Source organism: Streptomyces thermoviolaceus (genome assembly GCF_045209695.1).
GTDB classification, from domain to species: domain Bacteria; phylum Actinomycetota; class Actinomycetes; order Streptomycetales; family Streptomycetaceae; genus Streptomyces; species Streptomyces thermoviolaceus.
This window is the reverse complement of record NZ_CP109280.1, coordinates 2,815,070-2,831,246: the sequence shown is the minus strand read 5'-3', so window position 1 is coordinate 2,831,246 and position 16,177 is coordinate 2,815,070. Positions and strand designations below refer to the sequence as shown.

Annotated in this window: 12 protein-coding genes; 9 read left to right on the top strand and 3 right to left on the bottom strand. The window is 74.8% G+C overall.

Translation table 11 applies throughout. The features are described from left to right. Positions 1-311: 311 nt before the first annotated feature. Complete coding sequence (locus OG899_RS12365; protein ID WP_268245745.1) at positions 312-2,588, top strand: serine/threonine-protein kinase; 2,277 nt, start codon at positions 312-314, stop codon at positions 2,586-2,588. 100 nt (positions 2,589-2,688) lie between these two features. On the opposite strand, the gene OG899_RS12360 is transcribed toward OG899_RS12365, so the two are convergent. After that, positions 2,689-3,438, bottom strand: coding sequence for an SLATT domain-containing protein (locus tag OG899_RS12360; RefSeq protein ID WP_125499271.1), 750 nt, complete (start codon positions 3,436-3,438; stop codon positions 2,689-2,691). 280 nt (positions 3,439-3,718) lie between these two features. Here OG899_RS12360 and OG899_RS12355 point away from each other — a divergent pair, with 280 nt between their 5' ends. The 7 genes from OG899_RS12355 (at position 3,719) to OG899_RS12325 (ending at position 10,684) form a co-directional block, all read left to right on the top strand. Continuing rightward, positions 3,719-4,063, top strand: a complete 345-nt coding sequence (locus OG899_RS12355; protein WP_125499272.1) for a YbaB/EbfC family nucleoid-associated protein — start codon at positions 3,719-3,721, stop codon at positions 4,061-4,063. A gap of 181 nt (positions 4,064-4,244) precedes the next feature. After that, positions 4,245-4,844 carry a recombination mediator RecR gene (recR, locus tag OG899_RS12350; protein WP_125499273.1) on the top strand — a complete coding sequence of 200 codons (600 nt, stop codon included), beginning with the start codon at positions 4,245-4,247 and terminating at the stop codon, positions 4,842-4,844. Beyond that, entirely contained in the window at positions 4,837-5,523 is a 687-nt protein-coding gene (locus OG899_RS12345; protein ID WP_125499274.1) for a DUF5063 domain-containing protein, read from the top strand. Before recR ends, OG899_RS12345 begins: the two co-directional genes overlap by 8 nt. Positions 5,524-5,824: 301 nt before the next feature. Then, entirely contained in the window at positions 5,825-7,102 is a 1,278-nt protein-coding gene (locus OG899_RS12340) for an aspartate kinase (protein ID WP_125499275.1), read from the top strand. Between the two features lie 43 nt (positions 7,103-7,145). Then, the gene (locus tag OG899_RS12335) at positions 7,146-8,249 is read left to right on the top strand and encodes an aspartate-semialdehyde dehydrogenase (RefSeq protein WP_125499276.1); all 1,104 of its coding nucleotides are present in this window, start codon (positions 7,146-7,148) and stop codon (positions 8,247-8,249) included. Positions 8,250-8,690: 441 nt separating this feature from the next. Continuing rightward, positions 8,691-9,275, top strand: a complete 585-nt coding sequence (locus OG899_RS12330; protein ID WP_125499300.1) for a SigE family RNA polymerase sigma factor — start codon at positions 8,691-8,693, stop codon at positions 9,273-9,275. Continuing rightward, positions 9,272-10,684, top strand: coding sequence for a hypothetical protein (locus OG899_RS12325; protein ID WP_406311031.1), 1,413 nt, complete (start codon positions 9,272-9,274; stop codon positions 10,682-10,684). Before OG899_RS12330 ends, OG899_RS12325 begins: the two co-directional genes overlap by 4 nt. A gap of 85 nt (positions 10,685-10,769) precedes the next feature. Here OG899_RS12325 and OG899_RS12320 read toward each other — a convergent pair whose 3' ends face one another. Continuing rightward, a complete protein-coding gene (locus OG899_RS12320; protein WP_185867912.1) occupies positions 10,770-11,567 on the bottom strand; it encodes an SURF1 family protein in 798 nt (265 codons plus the stop codon). Between the two features lie 154 nt (positions 11,568-11,721). On the opposite strand from OG899_RS12320, the gene OG899_RS12315 reads away from it, so the two are divergent. After that, positions 11,722-13,599: a prolyl oligopeptidase family serine peptidase gene (locus OG899_RS12315; RefSeq protein ID WP_229813901.1), complete on the top strand. Its 1,878-nt coding sequence runs from the start codon at positions 11,722-11,724 to the stop codon at positions 13,597-13,599. A gap of 113 nt (positions 13,600-13,712) precedes the next feature. Here OG899_RS12315 and OG899_RS12310 read toward each other — a convergent pair whose 3' ends face one another. Next, on the bottom strand, positions 13,713-15,659 hold the full coding sequence (locus OG899_RS12310) for an NAD(P)-binding protein (protein WP_125499278.1): 1,947 nt from the start codon (positions 15,657-15,659) through the stop codon (positions 13,713-13,715). Positions 15,660-16,177 lie beyond the last annotated feature (518 nt).

Below are 16,177 nucleotides of genomic sequence, written 5' to 3'. Positions count from 1 at the left end.
CCGGGAGCGGCGGACGGGGCGCCCGGGGAAGTGGAAGTGGGGGACGGGTCGTCCGGGAACGGGCGCGGGTCGCTCGGGCACGGGCGACGGACGGTGTCGGTGAGCGGGGGCGGGCGGACGGCGCCCGGAGGCCGGTGCGGAACGGGGCGCCGACGCGGCGTGCCACGGGTCCGGGGCCGGTGCGCGGTGGGGGAGGACCGCTGCCGGGCGGCCGGGAGCGCCGCACTATTCTCGACCTGTCGCGCAGGGGCGTACCGGGGCATGTCGGGGAGGCGGCTTCACCGTGGACGGCGTGGGGGGCAGGGGATCCGCTGGGGCCGGGCGGGCAGATCCGAGGGAGCGTCGGCACCTACCGGCTGCTGACCAGACTCGGGTCCGGCGCCATGGGGCAGGTGTTCCTGGCCCGTTCCGACCGGGGCCGCACCGTCGCCGTGAAACTGGTCCGCCAGGAGCTGGCCCGGCAGGAGGAGTTCCGGGCCCGGTTCCGGCAGGAGGTGCAGGCCGCGCGGCGGGTCGGCGGCCCGTGGACGGCGCCGGTGCTGGACGCGGACACCGAGGCCGACGTGCCCTGGGTGGCCACCGGATATGTCGCCGGGCCCAGCCTGCAGCAGGTCGTCGGGCACGACCACGGCCCGCTGCCCGAACGGTCGGTGCGCATCCTCGCCGCCGGTCTCGCGGGCGCCCTGCAGGACATCCACGCCGCCGGACTGGTGCACCGCGATCTCAAGCCGTCCAACGTGCTGGTCACCATCGACGGCCCGCGCGTGATCGACTTCGGGGTGGCGCGGGCCCTGCAGACCGTCACCGACGGCGGGCTCACCCGGACCGGCGCCCTGGTCGGCTCGCCCGCCTTCATGGCGCCCGAGCAGGTGCGCGGCGAACGGATCACGCCCGCCTGCGACGTCTTCAGCCTCGGTTCGGTGCTCGCCTACGCGGCGACGGGCGTCCTGCCCTTCGGCACCGCCGACAGCGGGGCGCACGCGCTGATGTTCCGCATCGCGCAGGAGGAACCGGACCTTCGGACCGTGCCCGAGAGCCTCGCCGACCTGGTGGCAGCCTGCCTGCGCAAGGACCCGGCGGCCCGGCCGAGCGTGGCCGAGATCGTCGAGCGCAGCGGCGCCGGGGACACGGTGGCCGACGGACGGCTGCGTGACCCGTGGCTGCCGAGCGCCCTGGTCGCCCAGCTCGGACGGCACGCGGTCCAGCTGCTGGACACGGAGAACCCGGCCGGGCCGGACCCGGCGCCGGGCGCGGGCACTTCGGCCCAGCAGCCGCAGACGGGGAACGCGACCGAGGGCGCCGTGAGGTCCGGGGCGGCTGCTGCCGCCGGGGCCGGGGCGGCGTCCGGGGCGGCTCCGCGCCCCGCCGCCGCGCAGGAACGGCCCGCCGACGGCACGGGCGCACCGCGGGCTGCCGCGACGGGGGCTGCCGCGACGGGGGCTGCCGCGGCGGGGGCTGCCGCGCTGCCGGGTGCCGCGGTGCCGGATGCTGCGGCGCCGGACGGCGTGCCGTTCGCGGGACCGTCGGGGGCCGCACCGGCTGCGGGGCCGTCGGGTGCCGCGCCCTTCGCCGGCCGTCCGGCTGCCGCGCCGCCGGCCGGTCGGCCGGGCGGTCATCCGGGCGGCGCGTCCTCCGCCCCGCCGCCCGGAGCCTCGCAGCAGCCGCCGCCCACCGCGCCCACCGGGCCCGCGACGCCCACCGCGCCCACGCCGCCCACCGGGCCCGCGACGCCCGCAGGGCCCGCGACGCCCATGGGACCTGCCGCACCGCCGTCCGCCGCGGCGCCGTCCGGGCACCGTCCGCCTCCGTACGCGGCGGCCCCGCCGTACGGGCCCGCGCAGCCGTCCGCCGCCGGGTACGGCCGACCGCATCCGCCGCAGGCCGGCCCCGGCACGGCGCCGCCGTCCCACGGCACGCCCGCCGGCTCCCCGACGCCGTACAGCACACCGGTTGCGCCGACCGGCCCGTCGCCGGCCGGTGCCTCGGCGGCCTCGTCGGCCGAGCCGCAGCCGCGCCGCGGCGGACGGTCCACGGCGCTCCTGGTCGCGGCCGCGCTGGTCGTGGCGCTCGGCTCGGGCGGCGCGGTGTACGCGCTGATGCGCGGGGGCACCGGCGGCAGCGACGACACGGCAGTCCCCGGCCCGTCCCCGGCCGTCACCGCGGCGCACACCGGCGACCCCGGCCCGTCGGCCACGCCCTCGGCGTCGTCCCCCTCGCCCTCACCGTCGGACGGGGCGATCCCCTCCGCCTACCTCGGCACCTGGACGACGACGATCACCAACGCCTACGGCGACAACCCGCGCCGGCTGACCCTGAGCCAGGGCGCGGTCGGGGACACCGTGCTCACCCTGGTCGCCGACGGTCCCACCGACGCCGGAGGGTCCTACCACTGTGTGTTCCAGGCACCGCTCACCCGGGCGCCGGGCGACGACGGAACCCTGGAGATCGGGCCGTCCACGGTCACCGTGGGCAAGGACAGCCCGGCCTGCCGCCCCGGTGAGGCGACCCAGGTCTCGTTGCTGCCGGACGGCCGACTGCGCCGGGTGAACACCACGACCGGTGAGGCCCTCGTCTACCGCAAGGACTGAACGAGCCCGGACCGCCTCCGGGAGGGAGGGGCCGAACGAGCCGCAGCCGTACGGCGTCGGCGTCGGCCCGCCCGCTCCTCCGCCCTGTCCGGCCCGTCGCTCAGCGCGGGTCCGGCGGCCGCTGCCGGGGCATGTTCGGCCGCGCGCTCCCCGGTGGCAGCGTGGTGCGCCCGTGGCCGGCGGGCACCTCCGGACGGGTGCTGCCGGACGGCGCGGTCCCCAGCGCTCCGGTCGGGACGGGACCGGCCCGGAACTGCGCCATCCAGTCGGCGGTCTCCGTCCGCACCAGCTCGGTGACGTCCTCCGAGAACCGCCGGAGCACGCCCAGGCACCGTTCGGCGGCTTCCCCGGCCGTGCCCTCGGCCGGCCCCAGCACCTCCCGCACGCTCTCCACCGCCCAGTCGAACTGGAGCGTCTGCAGCCGCCGCTGCACGGCCTGCGCGGTCACCATGTCCCGCATCCAGCCCGAGGTCACGCCGAAGAACCGGTCGGCCGCCACACAGCCCGCGGCCAGCAGCAGCGCCAGATACCCCCACGGGGCGGCCCCGCCCGCCGCGCCGGCCAGGTCGAGCAGCGGCAGGCCCGCCCCGGTCAGCGCGCCCGCCGCGGCCCCGCAGCGCAGCGCCCGCGCCGCGCGCCGCTTCCACTGCCGCGCGGACAGGTACCAGGCGACGGTGTCCAGCGCCCGGCGCTCCACCCACCGGTACAGCTCCTCCAGCCGTTCGGCCGGCCGGCCCCAGTCGCCGAGCGGCAGCGGCCGCCCGGTCAGATCGCCCGGCCGCGGCCCGGCCGCCCCGTCCCCCCGCTCGTCCCGAGGCGGACGTTCGGGCTGCTTCTCCGGCTGACCCACCCGGCACTCCCTACCGATCACCGTCGCGGCCCGTCCCGGGACCGCGGCGCCGGGACGCTTGGCTGACACGCCGGACCCCTTCCTACCCCGCACGGGTGGCGGCGTGGAGGGAAATACGGCATTTCCGCCCGGAAGGGGGCGTCGAGCGGCCAGGGGACACGCCCGTGCCTCACCCGGAAGAGTGGCGGCGCGCGGTCCGCCCGGACCACGTAGGCTCGTGCCAGCGGGGTCACTCGGAACGGTCCCCGCCCGGATGCCCGTACGAGAGCAGGAGCCGATCGTGATTCCCGGTGGTGGCACGCCCAACATGCAGCAGCTGCTCCAGCAGGCCCAGAAGATGCAGCAGGACCTGCAGCGGGCCCAGGAGGAACTGGCGCGTACGGAGGTCGACGGCCAGGCGGGCGGCGGCCTGGTGAAGGCCACCGTCACCGGTGCCGGCGAGCTGCGCGCCCTGAAGATCGACCCGAAGGCGGTGGACCCGGAGGACACCGAGACCCTCGCGGACCTGATCGTGGCGGCCGTGCACGCGGCCAACGAGAACGCCCAGACGCTGCAGCAGCAGAAGCTCGGCCCGCTGGCCCAGGGCCTGGGCGGCGGCAGCGGCATCCCCGGGCTGCCCTTCTGACCCCGGGGACCGGACCCGGGCCCGGCTCCCGGGCCTGATCCCGGGCCCGGCTCCCGGGCCTGATCCCGGGCCCGGGAGCGGGGCCGATCCCCGGGCCCGGATCGCCGGTCGCCTTTCTGAGGGGCCGCCGGGCCACTACGGTTTTGAGACGAAGCAACACGCGGGAAGGGACGGCAGTCCGGTGTACGAAGGCGTGGTCCAGGACCTCATCGACGAGCTGGGGCGGCTGCCCGGCGTCGGTCCCAAGAGCGCCCAGCGGATCGCCTTCCACATCCTGCAGGCGGAACCGACGGACGTGAAGCGGCTCGCGCAGGCGCTGCTGGAGGTCAAGGAGAAGGTCCGCTTCTGCGCCACCTGCGGCAACGTCGCGCAGGAGGAGCTGTGCGCGATCTGTCGTGACACCCGCCGTGATCCGTCCGTCGTCTGCGTGGTCGAGGAACCCAAGGACGTCGTCGCCATCGAGCGCACGCGCGAGTTCCGCGGCCGGTACCACGTGCTCGGCGGCGCGATCAGCCCGATCGAGGGCGTGGGCCCGGACGACCTGCGCATCCGGGAGCTGCTGGCCCGCCTGGCGGACGGCACGGTCACGGAGCTGATCCTGGCCACGGACCCGAATCTCGAAGGCGAGGCCACGGCCACCTACCTCGCCCGGATGATCAAGCCCATGGGCCTGAAGGTCACCCGCCTGGCCAGCGGTCTGCCGGTGGGTGGCGACCTGGAGTACGCGGACGAGGTCACCCTCGGCCGCGCCTTCGAGGGGAGACGACTGCTCGATGTCTGATGCCACGCTGCACGCGGCCGGCCGGAACCCGGACGACTTCGCGGTCCAGATCGCCGACCAGATCGAGAGCTTCCTCGTCGCGGTCACCGAGGTGGCCAAGGGCGACGAGCCCGACTCCGCGATCCCCTTCCTCCTGCTGGAGGTCTCCCAGCTGCTGCTGGCCGGCGGCCGGCTCGGCGCGCACGAGGACTTCGTCCCCGACGAGCGCTGGGAGCCCGACCTCGGCCCGGAGCAGGACGCGGACGCCCTGCGGGAGAACCTCGCCCGGCTGCTGGAGCCGGTCGACGTCTACTCCGAGGTGTTCGACCCCTACGAGCCGCGCAAGGCCCCGGTGCCGGCCCGTATCTCCGACGACCTCGCCGACGTCGTCACCGACCTGCGCCACGGCATGGCCCACTACCGGGCCGGACGCACCACCGAGGCCCTGTGGTGGTGGCAGTTCTCCTACTTCTCCAACTGGGGTCCCACCGTCTCCGCCGTGCTGCGCGCCCTGCAGTCCGTCGTGATCCACGTCCGGCTCAACCAGCCGCTGGAGGAACTGGACGGCCTGGACACCGACCAGGGCATGGGCGACGACACCCTGGAGTTCGAGGCGGGCAAGGTCATGGCGCGGGAGATCGCGGGCCCGCTGGGGCTGGACCGCGAGCGCGAGCAGTCCCGTCCGCGCCCCGGCGCCTGAAGGGGCGCACACACCGGCGCACAGCGCTGCGTGTGCCGCCGTCCCCACCGTCCCCGCCGTTCCCGGTGTCCTCGCCGTCCCCGGCGGGCGTCGGTGGCGTGAACGTCTCCTCGCGTCTGTGACCCCGGCCACGTTCCGAGTGCGGATCCGTCCCCGGGGCATGAGTCGTCCTGAACGAACGGGCGCCCGGGACATCTCACCATGCGATACCGCAGGGGGAAATTTCGGACGCTCGATAAACTGAGCCGACCGCACCGCATATGCGCCGGTGCGACAGAAACGGACTGAGCGAGGAGCGCACGTGGGCCTTGTCGTGCAGAAGTACGGAGGCTCCTCCGTTGCGGATGCCGAAGGCATCAAGCGCGTCGCCAAGCGGATCGTGGAAGCGAAGAAGAACGGCAACGACGTGGTCGTGGTCGTTTCCGCGATGGGCGACACGACGGACGAGCTGATCGATCTCGCGGAGCAGGTCTCCCCCATGCCTGCCGGCCGCGAGCTCGACATGCTGCTGACCGCCGGAGAACGGATCTCCATGGCCCTGCTGGCCATGGCGATCAAAAACCTCGGGCACGAAGCCCAGTCGTTCACCGGCAGCCAGGCAGGCGTCATCACCGACTCGGTCCACAACAAAGCCCGGATCATCGACGTCACGCCCGGCCGCATCCGGACCGCGCTGGACGAGGGCAACATCGCCATCGTCGCCGGTTTCCAGGGCGTCAGCCAGGACAAGAAGGACATCACCACGCTGGGGCGCGGCGGCTCCGACACCACGGCCGTCGCCCTGGCCGCGGCCCTCGACGCCGAGGTGTGCGAGATCTACACCGACGTCGACGGCGTGTTCACCGCCGACCCGCGCGTGGTGAAGAAGGCCCGGAAGATCGACTGGATCTCCTTCGAGGACATGCTGGAGCTGGCGGCCTCCGGGTCCAAGGTGCTGCTCCACCGCTGCGTGGAGTACGCCCGCCGCTACAACATCCCGATCCACGTCCGCTCCAGCTTCAGCCCGCTGCAGGGCACGTGGGTCAGCAGCGAGCCGATCGAGCAAGGGGACAAGAAGGTGGAGCAGGCCATCATCTCCGGTGTCGCGCACGACACCTCCGAGGCCAAGATCACGGTCGTCGGTGTGCCGGACAAGCCGGGCGAGGCGGCCGCCATCTTCCGCACGATCGCCGATGCCGAGATCAACATCGACATGGTCGTGCAGAACGTGTCCGCCGCCGCCACCGGCCTGACGGACATCTCCTTCACCCTGCCGAAGACCGAGGGCCGCAAGGCCATCGACGCGCTGGAGAAGAATCGTCCCCGCATCGGCTTCGAGTCGCTGCGCTACGACGACCAGATCGGCAAGATCTCCCTGGTCGGCGCGGGCATGAAGACCAACCCCGGAGTCACCGCGGACTTCTTCACCGCGCTGTCCGACGCCGGCGTGAACATCGAGCTGATCTCGACCTCCGAGATCCGTATCTCGGTCGTCACCCGCAAGGACGACGTGCCGGAGGCCGTGCGCGCCGTGCACACCGCCTTCGGGCTCGACTCCGACAGCGACGAGGCCGTCGTCTACGGCGGCACCGGACGATGACCGCCGGCTCCGCCCGCACCGCCGCCCCCGGAGGCGTGCGGCGATGACCGGGCGACCGACGCTCGCGGTCGTGGGAGCGACCGGAGCCGTCGGCACGGTCCTGCTCCAGATCCTGTCCCAGCGGGCGGACATCTGGGGCGACATCCGCCTGATCGCCTCCCCGCGCTCGGCCGGCCGCAAGCTGACCGTGCGCGGGGAGGAGGTCGAGGTGATCCCGCCCGGCGACGAGGCCTTCGACGGGGTGGACATCGCCCTGTTCGACGTGCCCGGCGAGGTCGCCGCCCGCTGGGTGCCCGTGGCCGCCGACCGGGGCGCAGTGGTGATCGACAACTCCGGCGCGTTCCGCGGCAGGGACGGCGTGCCGCTGGTGGTGCCCGAGGTCAACCCGCATGCCCTGCGGCAGCGTCCGCGCGGCATCGTCACCGGTCCCGGTGCCCTCACCCTCACCCTGATCGTCGCGGTGGGCGCGCTGCACGCCGAGTTCGGGCTGCGCGATCTGACCGTCACCGCCTGCCTCGCCGTCAGCGGCGCCGGACACGCGGGCACCGCGACACTGCGCCGGCAGCTGTCCCGGGTGGCCGGCACCGACCTGGGCACCGCCCCCGGCGACGTCCGGCGGGCCGTCGGCGACGACACCGGCCCGTTCGGCGAACCCGTCGCGCTGAACGTGGTGCCCTGGGCCGGGACGCCGGGCGACGAAGGTTTCTCCTCGCAGGAGTGGGCGCTGCGGGAGGAGACCCGCGCGATCCTCGGCCTGCCCCGTCTCCCGGTCGCCGTGACCTGTCTGCGCGTCCCTGTGATCACCGGGCACTCGCTGGCGGTGCACGCCCGCTTCGAGAACGAGGTCACCGCCGACCGGGCACGCGAGATCCTGGCCACCGCACCGGGCGTGGTGCTGTGCGACGACCCGGCCGCCGGTGAGTGGCCCGCGCCGGCCGATGTGGTGGGCACCGACCCGACCTGGGCCGGCCGGGTGCGCCGGGCTCTGGACGACCCCACCGCGCTGGAGCTGTTCGTCTGCGGTGACAACCTGCGCAAGGGCGCCGCGCTCAACATGGTCCAGCTCGCCGAACTCGTCGCCGCCGGCGCGGGCCACGCACCGGACGAGCAGGGGCACGGGCCCGGCCCCGGCACACCCCCTTTGTAGGATCTGGGGACACCGTGCGGGCGGGCCGACGGTCCGTCACCACGTGCGCCGCGCTGCCTCGGCGTCCGAAGAACACCCTCCCGTTCCCCGTGCAACCGAGCGGCGGACGGGGCGCGTCTCAGTGATCACCCTTCGGGGGCGTGAGGGCGCGGCGGGGCATGGGGATGCCCCGGTCACATCACGACACAGGGGAAGAGCGGGACGCATGAGGGCATGGGAGACAGCGTCTGGTGGGCTGCCCGAGGCGACGGGGCCGTCGGCGCGACCGGAAGCACTCGCCGCGACGACGTCGCCCGGCCCGTACAACCCCCGGCGGTCACGGAGCGTCCAACTGACGTGGCAGAGGTACTCGATGTCGGCGCCGCGCCCCGCGGCCCCGTGCTGCACGCGCCCCGGGCGTTCCGCCCGCGGCTGCGCGTCGCTTCCGGTCCGGCCGGCGGCATGCCGGTGATCGCGCCCATGCCCGCTGCGCGGCCTGCCCGCATACCCACCCAGCGCGACGGTGCCGAGGAGACCGCGGCGGTCGGCACCACCGTCGACCACCTCACCGAGACGTACCGCGCCCACTACCGTTCGCTGCTCGGCCTGGCCGCGCTGCTCCTGGACGACACCGCGTCCTGCGAGGACGTCGTGCAGGAGGCGTTCATCCGGGTGCACTCGGCCCGGCGACGGGTCCGCGACCCGGAGAAGACGCTCGCCTATCTGCGGCAGACCGTGGTCAACCTGTCCCGCTCGGCGCTGCGTCGGCGCATCCTCGGCCTGAAGCTGCTGTCCAAGCCGATGCCGGACATGGCCAGCGCCGAGGAGGGCGCCTACGAGCAGTTGGAGCGCGACGGTCTGATCCAGGCGATGAAGGGCCTGCAGCGGCGGCAGCGCGAGGTGCTGGTGCTCCGCTACTTCGCGGACATGACCGAGGCCCAGGTCGCCAAGACGCTCGGGATATCGGTCGGTTCGGTGAAGGCGTACGGCTCGCGCGGCATCGCGGCCCTGCGGATCGCCTTGGACGCGAAGGAGGCGCGGCGATGAGCGGGCCCGGGGAAGGGGGTGCGGCGCACCCGCGCCGTGCCGCCGGTGCGTCCGGTGCGCCGGAGGGGACGGGACGCCCGCAGGACGCCGCCGGGACATGGCCGGCCGGGAGCGGCGGCACGGACCCGGCGGCGCAGCCGGACGCGACGGACGAGCGGCCGCAGGACGACACGCTGCCGGGGGACGAGGCACGGCTCCGCGACGGTACCCGGCCACGGGACGACGCGCGGCCGGGAGACGACACGCGACCGGAGGACGGGGCGCGACCGGGGCACGAGGCACGTCCGCGGCCGTCCGGGGACGCGGCCCCGCGGTCGTCCGACACGGACCACGGCCCCGACGACCCGGCTCCCGACGGGCTCGGCGTGGACGAGCTGGCCCTGCGCAGGCTGCTGCACGAGGCCGTCCGGGGCGTCGAGCCGCGCGAGGACGCGCTTCAGCGGCTGCGGCGCGCCGTGCCCGAGCGGCGGGCCCGCAAGCGGCAGGCCATGGTGGGCGTGGCAGCCGCCGCGCTGTTCCTCGGCACGGCCGTTCCGGCTCTCGTGCACGTCTCCGACCAGGGCGGCGCCGAGGCGGAACCGGCGAGGGCCGGGCGGGGGGTCGCGCAGTCCCACGGCGGCACCGGCCTGGGCAAGGAGGCCGACGGCGGGGCGAGCCTCATCGGCGGTGGCTCGGCCGCGCCCGCCGAGCACGGCACGGACGACGCGACGACGCACCGCCCGCCCACGGCAGACACGACCCCCGGCCTCACGGTCTCCGAAGGCGTCACGGCCGGCCCCTCGGTCTCCGCCGCCGGTGTCCCGCAGTGCACCGGGGCCCAGCTCGGCTCCGCCACCGCCACGGTCGGTACACCCGACGGCACCGGCGTGGTCCAGGGCACCTTCCGCGTCGCCAACGTCTCCGCCACCAGCTGCACCGTCACCGGGCCGGGCACGCTGACCACACGCGCCCGGGGTGCCGCCGACGCCAGCAGGATCAGCGTGGTGCCGCACACCTCCGGTGACGCCAGCGGGCTGCCCGACGCGGCCGACGAGGTGTCCGGTCTGGTGCTGGCGCCGGGGGCGGCGTACGAGGTGAAGTTCGCATGGGTGCCGTCGGAGACCTGCCCGTCCGTCCCGGGCGGCGGCAGCAGCGGCGGCACCGGTCCGGGCGGCGGCTCCGGCGGCGGCGAGACCGACGACCCGTCGCCCGGTCCCTCCCCGAGCCAGGACCCCGGCTCGACCGCGGGCGCGGCCCCGGGGGCCGACCAGGGAGGCATCGCGCCGCAGCTGACGGGCCGGGGCGGCAAGGCGAAGGGCAGCGTCGAGGTCTCCCACACCCCGGAGACGGGGGCACCGACGGTCTCGGCGACGGTCCCGGACGCCTGCGCGGGCACGGTCTACCGCACGGGGGTGCTGCCGGTCTCGTAGCGGCCGTCGGCGGGACGTCCCGGGCCGGATCCGGCCTCGGGACGCGCCGCGCCGCCCGACGGGGGCGGACCGTCGGCGACGAGGGTCACACCGCCGCGGTCCGCTGCTCCTCGGCGTCGGATGTCTCCGGGGTCAGGCCCAGCTCCGCGTCCCGGACGGCCTCCACCTCGCGGCGCAGCAGCCGGAACCACATGAAGACCACGAACCCGGCGAAGACGAACCACTCGCCGGTGTAGCCGAGGTTCTGGAACGCCTTCAGGTCCAGCCCGCTGCCCTGCGGGGCCTTCGCCGGGACGGTCTTCATCCCGGCATCGGCCGTGTCGAGCGTGATCCACGCGTCGTAGACGCCGTAGGGCACCAGGTTGACCAGGGACGCGGCGCTGATCACGGAGGTCTGCCCGGCGGGCAGACCGCTGCGGGCGGTGACGCCGTCGTCGCCGGGGGACTCGGAGGCCTGCAGCACACCGGTGACCGTGACCCGGCCGGAGGGCGGGGCCGGTGCCTTCGCGGAGTCGGCGGAGCCGGGCAGCCAGCCGCGCACGACCGGCAGCGCCTTGTCGGAGTCGGTGCGCAGCAACGTCAGGACGTAGTAGCCCTGCTTGCCGTCCAGCTCACGGTCGGGGACCAGCAGCTGCGTGGCGTACCGGCCGGTCGCGGTGGTCCGGCGGCCCACCGTCTCCTTGTCGACGGGCAGCAGCTCCTCCAGCGGTCGCGGGGTCTCGGTACGGGCCGACGCCGCCTGCTCGGTCTCGCTGCGATGGTCGTGCACATGTGACTCGAACCGGCTCAGCTGCCAGGTCCCCATGAAGATGCAGAAGGGGATCGCGAGCAGCGCGAAGACGTTGATGCCCCACCAGCGGGGCGTCAGCAGAAACCGGTACACGCCTCCCACGGTACGGCCCCGCCGGGCCCGGCCCGAGCGCGGGGGTGGAAGTTTTCCACAGGTTGGTGATCGTCGGCCCGCTGTCCCGAGCGGTTTTCCACAGGCTGGGGACGCGAGGCGACGCGTCGTCGGTGCGGGCAGGCACTATGGGGCCATGACTGAGAGCAACGGGGCCGCGGCCACGGACCAGCGGGACGACCGGGACGAACGGAACGAGACGAACGTACAGGACCGGCAGCGACCGGCCGACCGGATGCCGGACTGGGAGAAGCGCTTCCGGGCGCCCCGGGTGTCGCTGCCCGAGTGGGCCGAGGACGCCCCGGCGCGCTGTCTGTTCGTGTCGAACGCCACGGGGACGTACGAGCTGTACGCCTGGGACCGGGCGACCGGCGAGCAGCGCCAGGCGACCGACCGGCCCAACGGCACGACGGACGGCACGCTGTCCCCGGACGGCGCGTGGATCTGGTGGTTCGACGACAAGGACGGCGACGAGTTCGGCATCTGGCGCCGCCAGCCGTTCACCGGCGGCCCCGACGAGCCGGCCGTGCCGGGCCTGGAGCCGTCCTACCCGGCGGGCCTCGCCCTCGGCCGGGACGGGCGCACGGCCGTGGTGGGCCGCTCCACCGACGAGGACGGCACCACGATCCACCTGGCCCGGCTGGACTCGGGCGAGCCGCCGGTGGAGATCTACCGGCACCGCGAGTCGGCCGGGGTCGGCGACCTGTCCCACGACGGCACGCTCATCGCGATCGAGCACACCGAGCACGGCGACGCCATGCACTCGGCGATCCGTGTCGTGCGCCCGGACGGCTCCGCGGTCGCCGAGCTGGACGACACCCGCGGCGGCACGGTGGAGCTGGGCCTGGAGGTGCTGGGCTTCGCCCCCGTCGACGGGGACACCCGCCTGCTGATCGGGCACCAGCGCCGGGGCCGCTGGGAGCCCGCGGTCTGGGACGTGGCCACCGGCGAGGAGACGGACCTGGCGCTCGACCTGCCCGGCGACGTCAGCGCCGAGTGGTACCCGGACGGCAGCGGCCTGCTCGTCGTCCACAGCTACGAGGCCCGCAGCGAGCTGTTCCGCTACGACTTCGCCAGCCGCGAGCTGACCCGGATCCCCACCCCGCCCGGCACGGTGTCCTCGGCCACGGCCCGGCCGGACGGCACCGTGGAGTACCTGTGGTCCTCGGCGGCCGAGCCGGCCGCGGTCCGCTCCACCACCGGCCGGGTGGTCCTGGACCCGCCGGGGATGAAGTGCCCCGGTTCGGTCCCCGTGGAGGACGTGTGGGTGGAGGGCCCCGGCGGCCGCATCCACGCCCTGGTGCAGAAGCCGCGCGGCGCCACGGGCCCGCTGCCCACCGTGTTCGACATCCACGGCGGCCCCACCTGGCACGACAGCGACTCCTTCGCCGCGGGCCCGGCCGCCTGGGTGGACCACGGCTACGCGGTGGTCCGCGTCAACTACCGCGGCTCCACGGGCTACGGCCGCGCCTGGACGGACGCGCTCAAGCACCGGGTGGGCCTGATCGAGCTGGAGGACATCGCCGCGGTGCGCGAGTGGGCGGTCTCCTCCGGGCTCGCCGATCCCGAGCGGCTGATCCTCACCGGCGGCTCCTGGGGCGGCTACCTCACGCTGCTGGGCCTGGGCACCCAGCCGGAGGCGTGGACGCTGGGCATCGCCGCCGTCCCGGTCGCCGACTACGTCACGGCGTACCACGACGAGATGGAGGCGCTGAAGGCGATGGACCGCACCCTGCTGGGCGGCACCCCGGAGGAGGTCCCCGAGCGCTTCGAGGCGTCCTCCCCGCTCACCTACGTCGACCAGGTCAAGGCCCCGGTCTTCATCTCGGCCGGCGTCAACGACCCCCGCTGCCCGATCCGGCAGATCGAGAACTACGTCAAACGGCTCGAGGCCCGGGGCGCGGTCCACGAGGTCTACCGCTACGACGCCGGCCACGGCTCCCTGGTCGTGGACGAACGCATCAAGCAGGTCCGACTGGAACTGGACTTCGCCGCCCGTCACCTGCCGAAGTGACGCGGCGGCCGCCGCTGCCGGGTCCGTGACCCGCCGTCCCCGGGCCCGGTCCGCGCGTGACCTGCCGCGCGCGGACCGGACCGGGGCGGGGGCCGGGGCGGGACCCCGTCAGGTCACCGGTGCGTGTACTCCGGGCCCTGCCGCCCCATCAGTTCCGCCAGGCCGCGCCGCGTCGCCGCCAGCACCACCCGGTCCTCCGTGCGGAGCACATAGGTGTCGGGCAGGTTCCACACCAGCCGCGTGCCCGGAGGGGACGCGGTGGCCGCGGCCGCGTCCGGCTGCGCGGCCGCCGCATCCAGGTCCTGCTCGTCCTGCGCGCCCACGTCCAGCGCCAGCACCCGCCAGGCCCCGGGCCGGAAGGCCTCCGCGACCGTCCGCCCCTCCAGCTGCGGATGCCCGGCCACCTCCATGGCCGCGAACAGCAGCACCCGCCGCTCCACCGGGATCGCCCCCAGGATCTGCCGCCCGAACATCGCCCCGGCGAACGCGGGCGCCGCCAGGTGCGTCACGCTCCGGCTCCGCGTCAGCGCCTGCGGATGCGCCGCGCGCAGGGTGCGGTACACCGCGGTCGCGAAGTCGTCGTCGTACAGCCGCAGCACCACGCGCAGGTCGGGCCGCACCGTGCGGGCGTACAGCACCGCCTCCAGGTTGGTGGTGTCGGCGCTGGTGACCGCGAGCAGTGCGCGGGCACGGTGGATCTTGGCGGACTCCAGCACGCCCTCCTGGGTGACGTCGCCGAGCACCACCGGCACCCGCAGCCGCCGTGCCGTCGCCATGCCGCGGGCGTCGGGGTCGGACTCCACGCACACCACCGGGATGCCCAGCTCGTGCAGCCGGGTCAGCACCCGGGTGCCGATCTTGCCCAGCCCCAGCAGCACCACGTGCCCGCTGAGCCCGCGCGGCGGCTTGCGCAGCGCGGACGCCGTCCGGAAGGTCCCCAGGGCCTCCAGCACCGCGGCCAGCAGCACCGGAAGCAACAGCAACCCGGCGAGCCCGGACAGCAGTTGGAGCACCTGCCGGCCCACCGGCTCGCCCAGCGCCGGCTCGTCGATGGCGAACAGGTCGAGCAGGGTCAGATACAGCGCGCCCAGCGGATGCACGCCGGTCACCCGCCACAGCGCCACCGCGAGCGCCAGTACGCACGCCGCCAGGCCCGCCGCCGACCACCGCAGCCGGCGGGAGAACAGCGAGGCGAGCGGAAGCACCAGCCCGCCCACGCGTCTTCTCGGCGGGGACTGCTCGTCGTCGCCGTAGGGGACCTGCTCCAGCACCACCGTGGCGCGCCCGGTGGCCGCGTGCACCTCCGCGTCGTCCGGCAGCAGTTGGGGCCGCTGTTCGCCGCTGTCCTCGGAGCCGTCCGCTCCGGCCGGGTCGCTGCTGGTCGCCGACAGCAGTGCCACGGTGCACAGCCCCGGGTCGGCGACCTCCCCCTCGGCGGGCGGCGGCCGCTCGACCGCGCGCAGCAGCATCCCGTCGGTCTGCACGACCTTGCTGGTCCCGGCCACGGCGGTGGCGACCAGCGCGGGCGCGGCGGTGTCGGCGTCGGACAGCACCGTCGTGGAGGCGTCACCGGGCAGCAGGGTCCCGTCGCCCCGGGTCGCGAGGGCGGCCGCCTGGTCGAGGAGTTCTCGGATGTGCTGGCCGAGCCGCCGGTTGTACAGCCGCAGCACGAGCCGCAGCCGCGGGTTGAGGCGGCGCGCGGTGAGCGCCGCACGGATGTTGGTCTCGTCGTCCTCGTACACCAGGGCCAGCGCGGACGCCTGCTGCACACCCGCGTCCTCGAGCACCTGCTCCGACAGCTCGGCCGCCTCCACCAGGCGGTCCGCGTCCCGGCCGGGCTGCCCGGCGTCCGCCGGTCCGCCGCTGCCGCTGCCGCCCCGGTTCACGGCCGCGCTGACCACCCGGTCCAGCAGCGCCGAGGCCGTGCGCACGCGGCCGACCACCGGGGGCCGTACCGTGCGCTGACGGGGCGGCACCACCAGCGTGACCTGCTGGCGGTACATGCCGCGCAGCTCGGCGGCCAGCCGGTGCGCGAGCCCGTCGTCACCGCACACCACCATGTGTGCGCCCCCGTTCGCCGGCGCACCACCTTGATACGGAACGCTCCTCACATGAGGAAAGACTGCCCTACGCAGACGGGTGGTTCCAGACCGTTACCGCGCCCGGCCTGCGACGACGGCCGACGGCGGCGTCCCGCGGTTCCGGCGTCCGGTACGGCGCGTCGCCCACACATACCGGGCATACCCGTCTATCGTGGGCACCGCGTTCTTGTTCCTCGCAGTGTTCTCCCGGGAAGGCGCTTCCCCTGCTGCCCGGCATCCCGCACCGACGCGGGATGCCGGGCAGTCGTACGAGACGTCCTTATGATTCCGGAACGCTTTCACTCTTTCGTCGTCGTGTGCGGGGTGCGCGAGGGGATGCCCGCACTCCGTTCGGCTCAATAGTATGACCGGCCTTCGTGTTCCGCTGATAAGCCTGGTTCTGCGGGCGCCTTCCGCCTGCCGTGCAAGAACGCGAAAAGGAGACTCATGTCTGCCATCAGCTTTGCGGAACTCGAGGGTCTGACCGGTGAACTGCT